We start from the raw sequence: 18,560 nt of genomic DNA, 5'->3' as shown, positions 1-18,560 counted from the left end.
AATTAATAAGCAATGGTACTAATTTGGAAATCAGGGTACAATCTGTTAATCGTAAAGCTTATTACCAAATACATGCTTTTCAAGATTTGATAAACGTTTTAAGATATCAAAGTTCGTTGTTCCTGCAGGCTGTGTTACGGGCTGCCTTCTAGAGGCTTCTTCAAGCTGCTTTCGTAATCGGAGATTTTCCTGCTGCAGGTCTTCTATTTCCTGTTGAAATGTTTCATAATCCTTGATGATTAAATCCAAATATTTATCAACATCTTCTTGCTTATAGCCTCTTACACCGGTCTTGAATTCTTTTTCTAAAATATCCTTAGCGGTTAGTTTCACTTTATCGGTCACCATACTATTTCACCTCAAGTCATTCGCCAATCATTACCTATTATTTTTTCAAAAATAAGCGATTTTGTCAATTTTTCTTTCTTATAATATATAAGGCAGCAGGGTTAATCATTACTTTTAAAAATCTGAACGCTGCAGTTCTTGTTCTTCTTCGACGATTACTTGCAGGTCGTAGAATGTAATCAGGTGGATAGGGTACGGATGTTTATTTTGATATTGCACTGCCATTTCGTATATGTATTTTGGGCTTCCTTCTTTTTCATGATCATAAAAAAGGAGGAGGGCGTCACTCTTTTCAATAAAAAATTGATTTTTCAACCGAAACTGCCACGGTTTTTCATACTTTTTCTTAGTGACAGAATCTATGAAATCCGCTTGTGCCAAGATTGATTTATACCATTCTTTGTTGTTATCACTCCAAGCAGCCTCTTGCTCCAAAAATGGGGTAATTACCGCAAGCTTTATATCTGGAAAATCCGATTTAAGCTCAAAGATTACTTCTGCAGCCCATAGCTCCATACCCAGCTGCCCGCTGATTATAACCCATTCTAAACCGTCTTCAAGCATTGGAAATAATGCTTTCTTGATGGCTTCCTTTATATAATGAACAGAAGGATGGTCATTTTTAAATATTCCTAATTCAAATGGTTTGTAACCTGATACGGCTAATACTTTACTCAAGGTTTGTCTCCTTATTGGCAGATGAATACTGTCTTTTTTATTAACATATCAAAAAAAATAAAAAAAACAAGGACAAAGGTGTCCTTGTTAAAAGGTATTATCCAAAAAACCGGCGAGGTCGTGGGAATTGGCCTGGTGCCATTCCTGGCGCCATACCTGGTCCCATTCCTGGAGCCATACCCGGTCCCATTCCTGGAGCCATGCCTGGTCCCATTCCTGGAGCCATGCCTGGTCCCATTCCTGGAGCCATGCCTGGTCCCATTCCTGGTCCCATCATGCCTGGTCCCATGTTAGGCGGCATGTTATTTCCAGCAGGTAATACATTACTCTGTGCTCCAGCAACAGCTGTTGGTGCAGGTGCCGGCATACCACCTTTACAGCAGTTAATGTGTTGGTGACAACAATCTTGTGCACAAGAAGCTGTTTGAGGACAATAGTGTTTATGCTGGAACATATGATGATTAATCGTTGTTGTATGTGTTGGATGAATATGCGGAACCACGGTTGTTGAGAAAGTGTGGTTTACTATTTGTTTAGTCGGATGAATGACTGGCGGCGCAAAATTAGTTCCAAGATACAATATAAGCTCTCCCTTCAAATGATTATATTCTGTTTACATTAACAGCCTATGTCAGGAGAGTATTTCTTGTACTAATGAAAATACCTATTTTTCATATTTCTAATTAAGATTAACTTCACTTAGACAACTGTCTAGCTGATACAATCGTGATAAGTGCCTGTATTTCGCAGTGCACTTTCCCTTTTTATAGCATTGAATATAAGTTATCTTTTAAACTTGAAAAAAGTACTGCAGTCAAACAAACGACAACAAAAAATAAATACAAAATTGCTTTATACATCGTATCTACCTCATTTATTGTTTTATAGTCGTTTTTTACTCACAGTTTAATATTTTACAACTTTCAACTATAAGAAACAATAAGAGATTACGATTATTTTGGTGTTTAAATATGAATTTTTTGTTACAAATAATCGAGGTTTAACGAACAATGGCTTCACCTGGAAAATTTAGCGATTTTCCCCTCCAAACGGTTCCGCCTAATCTCAAGCTGCACTAGAATTTTTTGGATTGATGCCTTTGTATTTCCTAATAATTCTTCAGCCAGAAGGCAATAATCTAAGGCAAGCTTGTAATCTTTTAATTTATGCTCATATATTTTTGAAGCTTCTACACATGCATCAAAACTAAACTGAGCATTTCCTGCTTCAGCTGCTTCAATAAATAATGGTAAACTGCTCTCCCAGTCCTGCTCTTTTTTAAACTGATAGGCTAATGTAAGCTTTGCCTGTAATGATGTAAGATCACTGCCTTCCACAAGCTTCGTTAATACCTTTTTAGCTTCATTCTTTTCCCCAAGTGAAGCATACCACCTGCCCACTTCAAAAGACTCTTTACGTGTTCGGCTGGTGTCCCTCCCGCAAAGTTGAAAAGTAAGATGGGTATATAACGTAACTAGTGACAAAATATCAATTTCATTGTGTTTCATGATTCCAAGCATCCCGTCCGGTTGTTTACTTTCAATGAAATCAAAATAAATCATCGGTGCCAAATAACCTGGAATATCATCTTGCCGTTCTACGCCTAAGACTTCTTTTTCGACTACCGAAAGTTTAAGCCGGTCCAATTTATGCTTCCAAAGTCTTCTTGCTGCATGGAATAAATCAAAATGTCCAAAGGAGGGAAGCCTTGGAACATGATCCCTTACAAGGGTATGCCTGGTTTTTACCTGCGGCCAATCAAAGGATTTTCCATTATAGGTAACTAACGTTTTATAATTTACCTTTTCCAGAAAGCTTTTGTATAAAGGAACTTCAGCACCTGGATGCGGAAGAATATGCTGCCTTAAAACAAGATTTTCACCGATTACACTTGCGTATCCGAGTAAAAAGATGGTATTCCCCGCTCCGCCGCCGAGTCCTGTCGTTTCCGTGTCAAAAAAGAATAATTCATGTGCATGATGCCCTTCGGCTGATAAAGGATGGCTGATGGGCCGCCTATTCCAGATATCAACAGCGGTAAGAAAATCTTGAAAATGGTAATGACCATGTTTTTGGGTTAACGGATATGTTACTTCCCGTATTAGACAGTAATCTTGGTCCAACAAATATGGGGTTACATTTTCATTTTCCCATTTTGAGAGGAAAGGTATCTCAATGTTTGCAGACTCTTTAGCAGGAGTGTGATTGGTTGCTGGTCCTCCTCCTGATAAATGAGGTTTTAAACGATTTAATTTATTTTTCAATGACATTTCAGCACTTCCTTGTTTTAATTGGAAGGATTTATAAAAGCTTCAATTATTTTTAATGTATCACTTTTTGCTGTCTCACCCACAGTATCCGTTCCTATACATGATGGGCAGCCAGATTGGCACTTACAATTTTCAATCATCTTTTTCGTTTCCGAAAAGACCTCTGACATTCCAGAATGAATTTTCTCACTTAATCCAATGCCGCCGGGATAACGATCATAAAAGAAGATTGTTGGTTTCTCATTATGGTCTGCTTTTACCTGTGGAATCACATGAATATCCTGTGGATCTGCCATGACAAATAATGGTGCAATATGATTTAATGCATGAGCTGTTCCAACAAGTCCCTGCTCTAATCGCTCCTGTCCCATTTCTCGGAACGATTTATTTAATGAAATCCAAGCCGCACTCGTATGGAGCTCCTCTTCAGGGAGGTGTATCGGGCCGGAACCGATATTTTCATGAGTCTCGAATTTGATTTTCTTAAAAATGGTTGCCATTGCCCGGACACTCACATCCCCATATCCAACTTCTGCATATTCCATGGATTTAAGTTTGTCTTCTTCTAAGACCTTTAATTGAACAGCTAGATTTGCATCTGTAAAATAATCAACATCCACTTCCCGGACAAATGCCTTTTTTTCATCCCAATCAAGCTTTTCCACCTGAAATTGAGTTCCTTGATGAAGATAAATGGCTTCATCATGGAGCAGGGTCATTGCTGAAAAACGATCCATTTCACCGATTACTTTCACATTTGCAACATCTGATTGGTCCACAATGATGACATTTTCCTGGGAAGCAGAACGCAAACTAATATTATGAGCTGGGAAAGAATCGTTCATCCAATACCATTTATCACCGTTCTGGTACAGCAGACGTTCCTCAGTTAGATATTCAAGCAGTTCCTCCGTTCCTACATCCCCAAACTGCTCACCCGCTTTAAAAGGGAGCTCGAATGCCGCACATTTCATATGGTCAATTAAAATAATTAAATTATCCGGATTAATCCTTGCCGTCTCTGGGCTTTTATTAAAAAAATATTCAGGATTCTGAATGATATATTGATCCAGCGGACTAGAACTCGCAACCATAATAACCAGCGCTTCCCCATGTCTTCTTCCAGCTCTCCCTGCCTGCTGCCATGCACTAGAGATTGTTCCAGGATACCCTGTCATGATACAAACCTGCAGTTGTCCAATATCAACTCCTAATTCAAGTGCATTGGTACTGACAACTCCATATATTTCCCCAGATCGAAGGCCCTTTTCAATTTTTCTTCGCTCTGTAGGCAGATAGCCACCGCGATATCCCATAATAGATTTGGGTCCTAATTGATTTTTTACTAATTCCTGCAGATAGGTTAAGATAATTTCAACTCGAACCCTGCTTCTAGCAAAGACAATAGTTTGGATCTTATTTTTCAATAATTCCCCTGCAATTTTCCGAACTTCGAGTGTTGCACTGCGCCTAATATTTAACGGCTTGTTTACAATCGGCGGGTTATAGAATAGAAAATGTTTGGTGCCGCTGGGTGCTCCATTATTATCAATTAGGACCATTTTTTCTTCTGTTAACTTTTCAGCCAGTTCTAGCGGATTGGCAATTGTTGCGGATGTGCAAATAAAAACTGGATTACTGCCATAGTAACGGCAAATTCGTTTTAGCCTGCGAATCACATTGGCAACATGGCTGCCAAATACACCACGATACGTATGAAGCTCATCAATCACAACAAATTTGAGATTTTCAAAGAGTGAAACCCATTTGGTATGATGTGGAAGAATGGCAGAGTGGAGCATATCTGGATTGGTTATAACAACATGACCTGCCTTACGGACTTTTTGACGGATATTCGCCGGGGTATCACCGTCATAGGTATAACTATTAACATCTATGCCGCCTGCCTGAATAATTTCATTAATCTCGCTCTTTTGATCCTGTGCAAGAGCCTTTGTAGGAAACATATAAAGTGCCCTTGCATTAGGGTTTGATAAAATACTTTGTAAAACTGGAAGATTATAACATAGAGTTTTTCCAGAAGCTGTTGGTGTAACAGCGACAATACTTTTTCCGGCCATGATATTCTCATAAGCACTTTTTTGATGTGTATAAAGGTTATCTATTCCCTTACTCTTCAATGAATCTTCTAATGCTTTATGAAGGTGCTCTGGAAGCGAAACCGTTTTTGCATCCTTTGATTCGAGAGTCTTCCATGTAACTATATTTTCTTTAAAATGATCATTTATTTTTAAATCAACAAGAATTTCCTGCAGATCTTTTCTTAATCTCATTTGGATCACCTCATTACTTCTCATTATAGCGAATGAACGTTCGTAAAAAAAGAATATTAATTATTATTTGTTTGTCTGTTACAATAGTATAAGGTATTTTACTAAGTCTGTGGAGGTAGGGCATGAGAATCGAAGATATTAAGAAGGTGCTTTCTGAGTTCATGCTTTTTAAGGAATTAGATGACTATGAATTAACAAAGATTGCCAATATATCCATTGCTAGAGAATGGAAGAAGCAAAGTCATGTTTTTCTTCAAGGCGATCCTTTAGAAAATGTTTACTTTATTTATGATGGAAAAATCAAAGTATATAAAAGTGATATTCATGGAAAAGAACAAATTGTTGCCATTATGAAAAAAGGGGAAATGTTCCCTCATGTAGGTTTCTTTAGAAAAGGGAGTTATCCTGCTTACGCTGAAGTCCTTGAGGCATCAACGTTAATTGCAGTACCCATTTCAAAATTTGAAGGTGTGCTTATTGAGTATCCAGAACTTAGTATTAAAGTATTTAAAGTACTCGGTGAAAAGATTGTTGATTTACAAAACCGCTTAGAAGAACAAATTCTTAATAATACATATGAACAAATAATCAAGCTCCTTATTCGCCTTGGTCAAAAGCATGGGAAGGAACTTGAGGACGGGACAATTCTGCTCAAATCAGAATTTACTAACCGGGATCTAGCCAGTATGATCGGAACAACTCGTGAAACAATCAGCAGAACACTTACAAAAATGAAAAAGGACGAGTTAATTGAAGTGGATGACCGTGGCAATATGGTCATCGATATCGATGTCCTGCTTTCCGAAATTAATTTGATTTAAATGCTGTGTTAAGCTAAATCTTGATTTCCCTGTGTTTAGAAAATAAGCGGAATATTTCCGTTTATTTTGGAAAATACCCATATTTTCTTTACAATAAACGGAGTTTTTCCGCTTATTGTTCCCAAATCCTTGGATTTTGTCATATTTTTAGCAGTTAACCGGAATTTCTCCGCTTATATTTGCTTTAAAAGCTTTATCTAGATAAATAGCCGGAAACTCTCCGCCTATTAATACTCAACCCACACGAAAATCAACAGAGCCAATATTAAAACCGCAGCTTTTAAATGGCTGCGGTTTTAATATTGATTAAGCTTTGGATAACTGAAGCATCTCCGCCATGTCTTCTTGTGCTGTACCAATTAATTTTAAATTAAATGTGTCTTTTAAAACCTCCAGTACACCTTCCGAAATGAACTCAGGAGGTTTTGGTCCAATACGAATATCTTGGATTCCAAGGCTGAATAATCCTAAAAGAATAGCAACTGCCTTTTGCTCAAACCATGAAAGGACAATGCTTACCGGAAGCTCATTGATTTCACAGCCAAATGCATCTGCAAGGGCCATTGCGATCTTAACCGTTGACCCAGAATTATTACATTGTCCAAGGTCAATATAACGCGGGATGTTTGTTCCAGGAACGACTCCGTAATCCACATCGTTAAAGCGGAATTTGCCACAAGAGGTTGTCAAAATAACCGTTTCAGGCGGCAATGAGACAGCCAGTTCACGGTAGTACTCCCCGCCTTGTCCAGGTGCATCACATCCTGCTATGACAAAGAATCGCTTAATCTTCCCTGCCTTTACAGCCTCAATCACTTCAGGTGCTAAGCCAAGAACAGTTTCATGATGGAAACCTGTGAGCAGGGTTTCGTCTGAATGAATATCTGCTTCTGGAAGCTCAAGCGCTCTCTCTATTAAAGGTGAAAAATCATCATTAATAATCTTTTGAACATTTTCTAAGCCCGTAATTTCATAGCTGAACATTCTATCACTATATGTACCTTTAATTGGCATGACACAATTTGTTGTTGCCAGTATCGCTCCAGGGAATTTTTCAAATAAACGGCGCTGGTCATACCAAGCTCTTCCAATATTTCCTTTAAGATGTGCATATTTTTTTAATGCTGGATAGCCATGGGCTGGCAGCATCTCGGAATGGGTATAAATGTTGATCCCCTTTCCTTCTGTCTGCTTTAATAATTCTTCGAGTGCAAACAGGTTATGACCGGATACTACAATAGACTTTCCTTCAATTTTATTCTGACTTACACGAATGGGCTCGGGAATGCCGAGTCGCTTTGTATGGGCCTCATCGAGCATTTCCATTACTCGAACAGCAGCCTTTCCTACCTTCATCGCCATTTCAATATGCTCTTCTACATTGAAGTTAGAGTTTGTTAATGTCATATAAAGTGCTTCGTGTGTGGTTGAATCTACAAATGGATCAGTATATCCCAGCTGATTGGCATGTGTCCGGTAAGCAGCAATTCCTTTTAATCCATAAATAATGGTATCCTGCAAACTTGAAATCGTTTCATCTTTTCCACAAACACCTATTATTGTACAACCTCCGGCAGGAGTTTGTTCACATTGATTACAGAACATGTTTGTCCCTCGCTTTCTCTTAATTTACTAACTCAGAATACAAATGCTAGAAAAATTTTCATGTGATAAATATCACCATAAAAAGAGTTGTAATAAAAGGTTCATAAATTTATCTCGAAATTATGTCAGGGCACATTCATTAGCCTAACGCATATGATATGGTGAGAAAATTTGGAAAGAGAGGGAAAGTATGATGTCATCCATGCCTCCTAGTGACCAAAATAATAATAAAAAAATTAAGCCCGAGCAGTTTCGAGACTTTTTTAGAACGATGAATGACTTAGTTCACGAAAAACCGGTAAAGGGATTTCTGCAATCCATTGATGAATTTTTCAGCAGTCCGTTTCCTGGTGGTGCTTTTCCTATTCAGGTACGGGAAACAGAGGATAAGTATATTGTTACAGCCGAGCTGCCAGGGGTTAAGAAAGAACAAATTCGATTAAACATTTTACCCAATCAATTAACAATCTCGATTGAAAATAATGAAAGTGAAACAAAAGAAGATCTTAACAATCATATTTTCCAAAAAAGGGTTTCACACGGAAGGCTATCCCGAACCATTTCATTACCGGTAGTTGTTAATGAAAAAATGGTTAAAGCTTCCTATCGTGATGGATTACTGACAGTTACCATTCCATTGGTTAGAGGAAAAACGATTGATATTGAAGATTAGTAATACGGGGAAACGAAAAAACTCAAATATTTTTCGACAAAACTTCAAAAAAAAGACGGCTTTCTGAGCCGTCTTTTTGCTTTTTATGCCTTGAATATGCCTCCAAGACCTTTTACTAGTGATGAAACTTGTGTTACGGCATTAACCATTTGTCCGGCGGTATTCACCATTTTATTGACGTCAACCGTTCCATCTTGGGATTTAAAAGAATTCATGAGTGATTGAATCCCCCCTGGCTGTTTAAGCATTCCATTTGGTTTTGGATAAGGGTTCATTACTGGATAACCATTCATTTGCTGAGAATATTGATTTGGCCACATTTCCTCTTTAGGCTGCAGTGGATTCTGAAAAAGAAATTGAGCGTCTTTAGGAGGGTATTGTCCTGATGTATTGTGCGTTTGTTGAGGCATTCCAGCAGGTTGGAAAGGTACATCATAGGGTGAGTAAGATTGAGAGTAGGATTGTTGATAAGCGCCTTGATAGTATGGATTGGGCTGTTGATATGGGTACCATTCCATGCTGTGTCCTTGTTGATTTTGATATGGCTGATTACGGTGTCCGCCCTGAAAATAGGCAGGATGGATGGATCTCCCGTAATTCATTTGCCCCGAGTATCCATGGTTTATATTATAATTTGATCTATTTTTACCAAACATGGGCAAACATCTCCTCCGCGTTTTCATTACTACAAACTATGTTCAATGGATAGGATGGGTGCATATTTACGAATAGTTTTCAATGTCAAAATGAGGGGAATTTTGTCTAAAGTTTAAATATTTTAAAAACTAGGAATCCTTTTTTTTCATGTTACTATTAAAAAAATGATGAAGGAGGAATTACATATGGACATTCGCTCACTTAAAAGCAAATTTAATCAAAGTCGGGATTACAACACTGATGATGTAAATGCATTAATGGATTTTGCTAAGAAAGCTTATATTCACAACGAGATTAACATTAAAGAATACCGTCTTCTCGTACGTGAGCTCGAATCGCAGGGTGCAGTAATTCCAGACGATTATAAAGAAGACTCCCTCATCGAAAACTCATAAATTAATAATAAATTACAGCTAGACAAGCTATAAAGAGATGCAATGACTGCATCTCTTTATTTTTCTAGTTCCTTTACGACTTCCAGCAGAAAAAATTCTACTGTTCGATGTGCATTTAAAAATCTTGCTCGACTTGTTTTCGGGAAAAAGGCCTGAATGGATAATTGTTCCAAATGTTCAAAAGTGGTATTAATTTGTTTTAGATGCAGGTGCTTTTGCGGGTTATTGGTTAACCAGCTCTTCATTAGAGTACACCATTCACTTGCAGCAATCTTAACTTCATTGGCAAACGGCTTGATTACCTCATGAAAATCAGGAGTGGTCCCTTTCTCCCTAGCTTCCTCAAAGTATCTTATAAATAATGTGTTATAGTGTAACAGCTTTTTGGTTAATTGGAGAACTTCTTCAGACATTGCCAATATTTCCTCTCTTTTGCAAAATAAAAAGCAGCTTTTTAAAAAGCTACTTAAGTGTAATCTATTCCTATTCTATCGGTTATTAAAAGCCCATTTCAAGTTTTAGTGCTCTGGTTATTGGACTGTTTTGGCCTGCAGCAGATCCGTGGGATGGCGGATGTATCTTATCTAATTCCATTTCAAGCATTGAGAGTCTATGAACCGGTTCTAATAATTTTTTTTGCTCTTCATGGTTCATCTGCCTGCGATGGTCAGAGAAAGATGCTTCTAGAACAATCTCCAATTCTTCCAATTGATCATATATCTCTGTCAGCATAGAAAGCAGCTTTTCCTTTTCTGGCAATGACGAATTCATCAAATTAAGAACCTCCTCGCGTTTATATACTGTACTATTCTCTTTCTTTTTATCGCTTCCTTCCAGCCTGACAAAACTAGTAGCGTTTCGTCAAAGAAAGTGCCTATTTGGCATATATTACCTATCCTTTCGACACTGTCTCATTTCCGCATGAAAAATGGAAAATCGAACAAGCTAAAATTGGAGGTGTTGATAATGTCAAAAAAGAAACAAAACAAAAAATCCGGCGCATCACAAGTAGAAAATAAAGTTGGCTATGGCGATAAAAAGCTGGAAGGACCTAATCGTCCTGCTGAATAGAGAAAAGCGGAAGCGCCTCGTTCAGGGAAAAATGCAGTTCAATTTTTCCTTGGGGCGACAGGCATAAGACGATCTGGCATGAAGGTTGCTTTTTAACCTTCTTGACAGATTGGCTTATGACCCCGAGCCCCTAGGCGCTGCAGCTAGACAATTCTCATAGAACCTGTAAATCAGAGCAAGGCTTCCGCCTTGCTTTTTATATTTTTTTCATATGCGATTGTCTATGTAACGCCAGCATTAGATCGAGCTGATTTGATTTTTCAAAATACCAGTCTGTCAAATGAATAGGATGACGATGTCTTGCTTTAAAATGGAGCCAGGCTGGGGAAATCATCCGATTCTTGCTCCAATCCTCATATTCATAATGTTTATGTTCAATAATGGGAAAGGTTGCTCTTAATATCGGTGTATTTCGATTCGTTTTTGTCTTAAAATATTGTTCATAATCATCTCTAGACCCCGTATGTGGAGTTTTATCAGCAAACTCGAAAAACAAGGGGAAAAGCCGAGGATGCGTCAGAATTCTTGCTAACCTTTTTCCGAGATTAATCCTTTTTGATAGGGATTTAAAACCATTTACACTGGCACCATATAGTTCTCCTCCACATGTAGGAAAAAGCACGCAGCTAAAATGCAGCCAATCCTGAATATTAAAAATCCACGATTGAAAAACGCGCTCTTTATATACTGGATGCTGAATAACAGGTGTATGAATAACATTCTGTTCATTTATTATTAATGAAATAGTGAGGCGTTCCCGATTACCTTCCTTCCAGTACAGCTCCCACTCCCTGCGAATAAATTCAGAACATTCGAAGTATGGCAGAAGATGAAACATTGGGCGCTTGATTTTCGTCGAATATTGATAGACCAGTAATTGAGGGTAAACATCGTGGAAAATTAACCAATTGGCTCGTTCAAATGTCAGAAATAGTTCTTTCCGTGTTTTAGGCTCTAGTATTTCTTGAAAGACATGCCCTCCTAAATCACACATATTCCACCCGCCATTCCTTGATACCATGCTGGCTAGGAATGACCAAATAATATCGGGGTTCTTTTTAAAATAAGAAAAATAAGCATCCGTTCTTGAAATATTATCAAGATTCTTTTTGTCGGTTTCAGCTTTCATTTGACTGATGGTCTCTATCTCATGTATTGTAAGATGATTCATATTCACCAACAACTTTCAATATAGGTAGTTTTTGAGATTTAAATTTTTATGTAAAAAGAATCATGCTTTTTATATAGAGTCAAGGTACATTATTTTTATTAGCGTGCGTTTACCTGATAATTTTATACACCCTATACTGATGAGATTTGATATGATAAGTAATAGCTTGAGAGGTGCTTATCATGAATGTAAATTATCCAAACGGAAAAAGGTATGTCCCAAAAGAATATGAAACAGCAGCAAAAGTAAAGAAGCCAAGTAATCACTCATTTAGTAATAGAGGAATGACCCTCGAGGATGATTTGAACGATACAAATGAATATTACCGTTCAAGAAAAATTGCTGTCATTCACAAAAAACCAACACCCGTTCAAATTGTGCAGGTGGATTACCCCAAAAGAAGTGCAGCCGTTATCAAAGAGGCCTATTTTAAACAAGCTTCGACTACTGACTATAACGGGGTATATAAAGGTAAATATATTGATTTTGAGGCAAAGGAAACAGCTAATACAACCTCGTTTCCACTTAAGAATTTTCATCAGCATCAAATTGATCATATGCAGGAAGTGGTTTCACAAGGGGGAATTTGTTTTGTTATCCTCAGGTTTTCCACGTTTGAACAAGTTTATTTACTAGAAGCTAAACACTTATTATCTTTTTGGGAAAGAATGAAAAATGGGGGAAGAAAATCAATTACAAAGGAAGAAATCGAGCAAAAAGGAGTTTTTATTCCGCTTGGATTTCAACCCAGAATTGACTATATTAAAATAATCGATACTCTTTTTCATTTCTAAATAAAAGAAAATGTTTGAAGTATGAAAGGAAGGAATTTTATCATGGCAGAATCGAGAGAGGAGCGCCGAAAAAAACTCCAACAGTCTAAAGGTAAACAAAAAGCGAAGAAAAAACCAAGCAGCATTTTTAAAAAAGTTTTTCTAATTCTCGTTGCCCTTGGCATTGTTGGTATTTTGGCTGGCGTTGGAACTTTTGCTTATTTAGTAAAGGATACTCCTAAACTTGATCCGAAATTATTAAAAGACCCCATCTCCTCTAAAGTTTTAGATAAAGATGGCGAACTGATTGCTGAAGTTGGTTCAGTAAACCGTGAATATGTAAATTACAAGGATATACCAAAACTTCTTGAAGATGCTGTTTTAGCCGTGGAAGATGTCAGGTTCTATAAACACCATGGACTGGACCCAATACGCTTGGCTGGAGCAGTTGTGGCCAATTTCAGAGAGGGATTCGGCTCTGAAGGAGCAAGTACGATTACACAGCAGGTTATCAAGAATTCATTCTTAACTCCTGAAAAAACCTTGAAGCGAAAGGTTCAGGAAGCATGGATGGCCTACCAGTTAGAACAAAAATATACGAAGCATCAAATTTTTGAAATGTATGTAAATAAAGTTTTTGTATCAGAAAATAGTCATGGACTCGCGACAGCTGCAAAAATATATTATGGCAAGGAATTAAAGGATCTTACCCTTCCAGAAGCTGCACAGCTGGCTGGGATGCCGCAAAGTCCTAATAATTATAACCCATTTAACCACCCTGACTTAGCCGAAAAGAGACGTAATATTGTATTAATGTTGATGGAACAGCATGGATATATCACGAAAGAACAAATGGAAGAAGCAAAAAGTGTTCCCGTAACAGCCTCTTTGGTTAAAGACGAGGAAAGAGTTAGAGATGAAAAGCCTTTTGATTCATTTGTTGACGCTGTTATAGATGAAGTGGAAGACCAAGGAGATTTTGATATTTTCTCCGATGGGTTAACAATTCATACTACCGTTGATAAGAACGCACAATTGTATGTGAATACTATTCTTAATACGGATGAAGTGATTAACTATCCGGATGCAGAGTTTCAAGCAGGGATAGCCCTGATAGATACCAAAACAGGTGAAATCCGTGCCATTGGCGGCGGAAGAAACCAAGAAGTTAAACGCGGTTTTAACTATGCAATTGACACCCAGCGCCAGCCTGGGTCGACCATTAAACCTGTGCTTGATTATGCACCAGCCATTGAATATCTCAACTGGGGCACGTATCAAACAATTGATGATAAACCAATAAAGTATTCTACAGGTCAAGAGTTTGGCAACTGGGATGACAAATACATGGGTCCAATTTCAATGCGTACAGCCTTACAGTTATCAAGAAATACACCTGCAGTTCAGGCGCTTCAGCAGGTTGGTTTAGAAGAAGCAAAAGAATTTGCAGTTAATCTAGGTATACCGCTGAAAGAAATATTTGAATCGTATGCAATTGGCGGTTTTGGAGGAAAAACAGTTGGAGTTTCGCCTCTGGAAATGGCCGGAGCCTACAGTGCATTTGGAAATAACGGAATGTATACAAAGCCTTATGCCGTGAAAAAAATTGAGCTTAGAGATGGGACAGTCCTTGACACTGCACCAGAATCAAAGCTGGTTATGAAGGATTCTACTGCTTTCATGATTACCGATATGTTAAAAAGCGTTATGGTTTCACCTGGTACTGGGACAACAGCTAGAGTTCCCGGACTTCCAATAGCAGGGAAAACTGGTACGACAAACTATACTCAGGATGAAATGACAAAGTGGAATATTACAAGCAGCCGGGTAGTACCTGATGCCTGGTTTGCGGGTTATACAACAAACTATACTGCGTCTGTTTGGACTGGTTATTCGAGTCGTAAAACACCTATACAATCAGGTGCGGATCAAAAGATCGCCCAGTTAATCTTTAAGAATCTAATGGCATATGTTTCGAAGGATATTGAGACACCTGACTTCCCTGTTCCAGATAGCGTGCAGAAGGTTAGAGTGGAAAAAGGTTCTAAACCGCCTGCATTGGCAAGCGAATTTACACCTGATAGTCAGGTTATTGTGGAGTATGCTGTAAAAGGTCATGCACCTAAAAAGGTTTCAGAGAAATATAACAAAATCAGCGCCCCTAGTAACCCGAAAGCGATCTATAATGCAGAAAAGAATGAAGTCACACTAACATGGGATTACAATAATCCAGGGAATGCGGGGGTTGAATTTGAAATTACGATTTCTGATGGTGTAACACCAAATACTTCGAAAGTGACAGAAAAAGTAGTGACACTTCAAAATCCGATACCTGGCACGAAGTATAGTATTAGTATCGTTGCTATTATTGATGGCAAGAGAAGTGACCCAGCCTCAACTACAGTTGATATCCCTTTACCGCAGCAAAACGAAGGCAATGAAGGTAATGGTAACGGAAATGGTGATGGTGAAGGCGATGGGGATCCAGAAGGTGAAGGTGATGGGAATGAGCCCGGAACCACAAGTCCAGGAGACGGAAATGATAATGGAAATGGAAACGGAAATGGCAATAACTCAGGCAGAGGAAGAGGAAATTAAAAACACACAAAAAAGCGTCTAGCCCTTTAGGTCTAGACGCTTTTTTACAATATTTTTCTTTGCCAATATTTTTTCTTGCTCTGTCATCAACTCGGATAGCTGACGGTAGGAATGAAATAGGTTAGGCCGCCTAACGACAAAGCCTAATCTTTCATCAAGATTGACTGGTTTCAAATCCAGGCTGTCCAATGGCTTAAGTGCATTACTCTTAATTTGAATATCATTGGACCAATATAAGAAATGGATAAACAAACCAATCCCTTTTTTCATCCCCTCTTTTGTTGTTTTCTGATCTCGATTACGATATAGAGTCTCAAGTTCTTCCTTTAGCAGCTTCCATTGTGTAAGAAGGAATGAAGTGACTTCATTTTCAGTTTCATACGGAACCACTAAGTCTAGTTCTTCTAGTAAAGAGATTAATGGTTGATTATCCATTCACGGCTTCCCTGCCCTTCATTCTCTTCTTCCCTTCCCTGCACAGGTCTAATAATGGACAGGTTGGGCATTGTGGGTTTTGTGCTTTACAATGGTAGCGGCCAAAGAAAATTAATCGGTGATGGGTATCAGACCACTCATCTTTCGGTACCTTTTTCATTAATGTTTTTTCTACTTCGAGCACAGAATCCTTCCAGCGGCAAATCCCCAGCCGCTTACTTACTCTTTCAACATGAGTATCTACCGCAATAGCAGGAATATTAAAAGCCACGGAGACCACAACATTTGCCGTTTTTCTCCCAACACCGGGAAGTTTCGTTAATTCATCACGATCCCTTGGCACCTCGCCGTCATATTCCTCCAACAGCATACGTGCCAGACTCTGGATATTCTTTGCTTTATTTCTATAAAGTCCAATCGAGCGAATATCATTTTGCAATTCCTCTAGAGTTACCGCTAAATAATCCTCTGGTGTTTTGTATTTCTTAAATAATTCCTTTGTAACCTTATTTACAAGGACATCCGTACATTGCGCGGACAATGCAACCGCAATAACCAGTTCAAAAGGATTTGAATGGACTAGTTCGCAATGAGCATCCGGATACATTTCACCCATTTGATCTAAACAGTAACGAATTTGCGTATTGTTTAACAAAGTAATTTCACCTGCCAGTTAGTTTTAGAAATGGAAACAAACGAGAGAACATCCTCTCTCGTTTAGTAGTTTTATTGTTCGAGCCAATTGTAAAAGGGAACGGAATTGGAGTTAGAGGCTTGGGAATCTTGAGCGGGTCTACTTGGCGTTTGTTTTTGACGAAACTTCCGTCCATGGTTCTTCGCCTGTTCAATCGTCTTTATACCATTCTTTTTCCATTCAAAAAGAATCCTGTCAATATAGCGGAAATTTAGCTTTCCCGACATGACTGATTCTCGTAATGCCGCCTTAATAATAATAGGATCGTGATGGTCATCATCCATCCACATGGCTAATGATTCACACTCAAACGGTGATAACGGTCTTCCAAATTCCTTTTCAAAGCATGTATAAAGATCACTTTCATCCGCCTTCTTAGTGACCTCTTCTGTTTGTTTTGTTTTAAGTATAAATTGTTCTACCAGTTTTTCCCATAAAGATTCTAGAGAATATTTCTCAAACCTGATTCCTTCTTGAGAGTATTCATCTATTATGTGTAGAAAGCCTTTTTGGATTAATCTTCGCAGCATTTCGTTACATTCTGAAACGGTAATTGTCATCCGAGATGAGAGCTCTTCTGGCGTGGGAAAGTCATTTCCCTTTTCTATAAAAGTAATAATATTTAATAATAGAACAAGTTCATATTCATTTAGATTCATATTACGGTACTCTGAAAATAATAAAGCAGGAACCGTTATATTACCTTCCTTGAGCCATGATAATATATTTGTTTTCATTTTTCGCGACACCTCCTGCTTAGTATAACATGAACAGCATCTTACAGTAAGAGGCTTGAAATATCCAGATATTATAAGAAAAGCAAAAAGCCTGCAATTGCAGACTTTTTATTGAAAAGCCAATATTTTAGCCTTGACGCTTTGTTTCAACAAATTCCTTCATTCTAGCAACTGCTTCTTCTAATAAGTCGAGAGAGGTTGCGTAGGAAAGACGGATATTGTCCGGTGTACCAAAACCTGAGCCAGGGATTACGGCAACCTTTGCTTCTACCAGAAGGGCTTCAACGAATGCATCTACATCCTGATATCCTGTTAATTCTGCTGCTGCTTTCACATTTGGATATAGATAGAATGCACCTTGAGGCTTCACACAGGTGAATCCTGGAATTGCAGTTAGTCTATTATATATAACTTCTAAGCGGTGTTCAAAGGCCTGGCGCATCTCTTCAACAGGCTCTTGCGGACCGTTATAGGCTGCAATAGAGGCGTACTGAGCCGTTGTTGTCGGATTGGATGTACTATGACTAGCCAGGTTTGTCATCGCCTCAATAACCTCTTTATTCCCCGCAGCATAACCAATACGCCAGCCAGTCATCGAGTGTGATTTCGAAACACCATTAATGACAATTGTCTGCTCCTTTAAGCTTGAGGACAATTGTGCTATGGATACATGTTTATGTTGACCATAAATGAGCTTTTCATAAATTTCATCCGAAACAATTAATATATTTCTTTCAAGACACAATTTCCCTAATTCCTCCAGCTCTTCAGCGGAATAAATTACACCCGTCGGATTACTAGGGGAATTAATAATGATGGCTCTTGTTCTCTCCGTAATCACCGATTCTAATTGCTGAGGAGTTATCTTAAATTGCTGTGACTCATATCCCTCCACATACACCGGTACACCGCCGGCTAATTTAACTTGTTCAGGATAACTGACCCAATAAGGAGTTGGGATAATAACTTCGTCACCTTCATTTAAAAGAACTTGAAAAAGCGTATATAAAACATGTTTGGCCCCGTTCCCTACGATAATTTCATTTGGTTTATAGGTTAGCCCTTGGTCTCTTTCTAACTTTTTAATGATTGCACTTTTTAAAGCTGGCAAGCCTGCAGAAGGCGTATATTTTGTATGTCCTTCATTCATAGATTGTACGGCTGCATCCAGAATATGCTGCGGAGTATTATAATCAGGTTCACCTGCACCTAACCCAATTACGTCTACACCTTGTTCTTTTAATTCTTTCGCTTTTGCTGTGATCGCTAATGTTGTTGATGGTGTCAGCGCCAAAACTCTGTTTGCTAATTTCACTGCCATTTCTACTCCTCCTGCTCCC

At 38.4% G+C, this 18,560-nt stretch carries 19 protein-coding genes; 5 read left to right on the top strand and 14 right to left on the bottom strand.

Features of this window, described 5'->3' with window-relative positions; all coding sequences use genetic code 11:
• Positions 1-45: 45 nt before the first annotated feature.
• From gpsB to SFC47_RS11745, 5 genes are all read right to left on the bottom strand, one after another.
• A complete protein-coding gene (gpsB, locus tag SFC47_RS11765) occupies positions 46-348 on the bottom strand; it encodes a cell division regulator GpsB (RefSeq protein WP_411254456.1) in 303 nt (100 codons plus the stop codon).
• A 114-nt stretch (positions 349-462) separates the two neighbouring features.
• Complete coding sequence (locus tag SFC47_RS11760; RefSeq protein ID WP_411254455.1) at positions 463-1,026, bottom strand: SLOG family protein; 564 nt, start codon at positions 1,024-1,026, stop codon at positions 463-465.
• Positions 1,027-1,123: 97 nt separating this feature from the next.
• Positions 1,124-1,606, bottom strand: a complete 483-nt coding sequence (locus SFC47_RS11755) for a CotD family spore coat protein (protein ID WP_411254454.1) — start codon at positions 1,604-1,606, stop codon at positions 1,124-1,126.
• Positions 1,607-2,042: 436 nt separating this feature from the next.
• Positions 2,043-3,296 (bottom strand): ribonuclease H-like domain-containing protein, encoded by a 1,254-nt coding sequence (locus SFC47_RS11750; protein ID WP_411254453.1) that lies wholly within the window; start codon positions 3,294-3,296, stop codon positions 2,043-2,045.
• Between the two features lie 17 nt (positions 3,297-3,313).
• Positions 3,314-5,590, bottom strand: a complete 2,277-nt coding sequence (locus tag SFC47_RS11745; RefSeq protein WP_411254452.1) for a DEAD/DEAH box helicase — start codon at positions 5,588-5,590, stop codon at positions 3,314-3,316.
• Between the two features lie 122 nt (positions 5,591-5,712).
• Between SFC47_RS11745 and SFC47_RS11740 the strand changes: the two genes are divergently transcribed.
• Positions 5,713-6,411: a Crp/Fnr family transcriptional regulator gene (locus SFC47_RS11740; RefSeq protein ID WP_411254451.1), complete on the top strand. Its 699-nt coding sequence runs from the start codon at positions 5,713-5,715 to the stop codon at positions 6,409-6,411.
• 306 nt (positions 6,412-6,717) lie between these two features.
• Here the strand turns inward: SFC47_RS11740 and hcp are convergent, their stop codons facing one another.
• The gene (hcp, locus tag SFC47_RS11735) at positions 6,718-8,016 is read right to left on the bottom strand and encodes a hydroxylamine reductase (RefSeq protein ID WP_411254450.1); all 1,299 of its coding nucleotides are present in this window, start codon (positions 8,014-8,016) and stop codon (positions 6,718-6,720) included.
• Positions 8,017-8,206: 190 nt separating this feature from the next.
• On the opposite strand from hcp, the gene SFC47_RS11730 reads away from it, so the two are divergent.
• Complete coding sequence (locus tag SFC47_RS11730) at positions 8,207-8,689, top strand: Hsp20/alpha crystallin family protein (RefSeq protein ID WP_411254449.1); 483 nt, start codon at positions 8,207-8,209, stop codon at positions 8,687-8,689.
• 83 nt (positions 8,690-8,772) lie between these two features.
• Here SFC47_RS11730 and SFC47_RS11725 read toward each other — a convergent pair whose 3' ends face one another.
• On the bottom strand, positions 8,773-9,345 hold the full coding sequence (locus tag SFC47_RS11725; RefSeq protein WP_411254448.1) for a YppG family protein: 573 nt from the start codon (positions 9,343-9,345) through the stop codon (positions 8,773-8,775).
• Positions 9,346-9,531: 186 nt separating this feature from the next.
• Between SFC47_RS11725 and yppF the strand changes: the two genes are divergently transcribed.
• Positions 9,532-9,741: a YppF family protein gene (yppF, locus tag SFC47_RS11720; RefSeq protein WP_411254447.1), complete on the top strand. Its 210-nt coding sequence runs from the start codon at positions 9,532-9,534 to the stop codon at positions 9,739-9,741.
• 56 nt (positions 9,742-9,797) lie between these two features.
• On the opposite strand, the gene SFC47_RS11715 is transcribed toward yppF, so the two are convergent.
• The 3 genes from SFC47_RS11715 to SFC47_RS11705 all read right to left on the bottom strand — a co-directional run bounded on the left by SFC47_RS11715 (position 9,798) and on the right by SFC47_RS11705 (position 11,983).
• Positions 9,798-10,154: a DUF1798 family protein gene (locus tag SFC47_RS11715; RefSeq protein WP_411254446.1), complete on the bottom strand. Its 357-nt coding sequence runs from the start codon at positions 10,152-10,154 to the stop codon at positions 9,798-9,800.
• An 85-nt stretch (positions 10,155-10,239) separates the two neighbouring features.
• Entirely contained in the window at positions 10,240-10,512 is a 273-nt protein-coding gene (locus SFC47_RS11710) for a hypothetical protein (protein WP_411254577.1), read from the bottom strand.
• 496 nt (positions 10,513-11,008) lie between these two features.
• Positions 11,009-11,983, bottom strand: a complete 975-nt coding sequence (locus tag SFC47_RS11705; RefSeq protein ID WP_411254445.1) for a DUF2515 family protein — start codon at positions 11,981-11,983, stop codon at positions 11,009-11,011.
• Between the two features lie 182 nt (positions 11,984-12,165).
• On the opposite strand from SFC47_RS11705, the gene recU reads away from it, so the two are divergent.
• Positions 12,166-12,777 carry a Holliday junction resolvase RecU gene (gene recU, locus SFC47_RS11700; RefSeq protein WP_411254444.1) on the top strand — a complete coding sequence of 204 codons (612 nt, stop codon included), beginning with the start codon at positions 12,166-12,168 and terminating at the stop codon, positions 12,775-12,777.
• Between the two features lie 42 nt (positions 12,778-12,819).
• On the top strand, positions 12,820-15,354 hold the full coding sequence (locus tag SFC47_RS11695; RefSeq protein ID WP_411254443.1) for a PBP1A family penicillin-binding protein: 2,535 nt from the start codon (positions 12,820-12,822) through the stop codon (positions 15,352-15,354).
• An 18-nt stretch (positions 15,355-15,372) separates the two neighbouring features.
• Here SFC47_RS11695 and SFC47_RS11690 read toward each other — a convergent pair whose 3' ends face one another.
• From SFC47_RS11690 to SFC47_RS11675, 4 genes are all read right to left on the bottom strand, one after another.
• On the bottom strand, positions 15,373-15,789 hold the full coding sequence (locus SFC47_RS11690) for a YpoC family protein (RefSeq protein WP_411254442.1): 417 nt from the start codon (positions 15,787-15,789) through the stop codon (positions 15,373-15,375).
• The gene (nth, locus tag SFC47_RS11685) at positions 15,782-16,444 is read right to left on the bottom strand and encodes an endonuclease III (protein WP_411254441.1); all 663 of its coding nucleotides are present in this window, start codon (positions 16,442-16,444) and stop codon (positions 15,782-15,784) included. The genes SFC47_RS11690 and nth overlap by 8 nt, the downstream gene beginning before the upstream one ends.
• A gap of 71 nt (positions 16,445-16,515) precedes the next feature.
• The gene (locus SFC47_RS11680) at positions 16,516-17,220 is read right to left on the bottom strand and encodes a DnaD domain-containing protein (RefSeq protein ID WP_411254440.1); all 705 of its coding nucleotides are present in this window, start codon (positions 17,218-17,220) and stop codon (positions 16,516-16,518) included.
• A gap of 127 nt (positions 17,221-17,347) precedes the next feature.
• Positions 17,348-18,541 carry a pyridoxal phosphate-dependent aminotransferase gene (locus tag SFC47_RS11675; protein WP_411254439.1) on the bottom strand — a complete coding sequence of 398 codons (1,194 nt, stop codon included), beginning with the start codon at positions 18,539-18,541 and terminating at the stop codon, positions 17,348-17,350.
• Positions 18,542-18,560 lie beyond the last annotated feature (19 nt).

This window comes from Neobacillus niacini (genome assembly GCF_046591715.1).
GTDB classification, from domain to species: Bacteria; Bacillota; Bacilli; order Bacillales; family Cytobacillaceae; genus Neobacillus; species Neobacillus niacini_L.
This window is presented reverse-complemented; position numbering and strand designations above follow the sequence as displayed.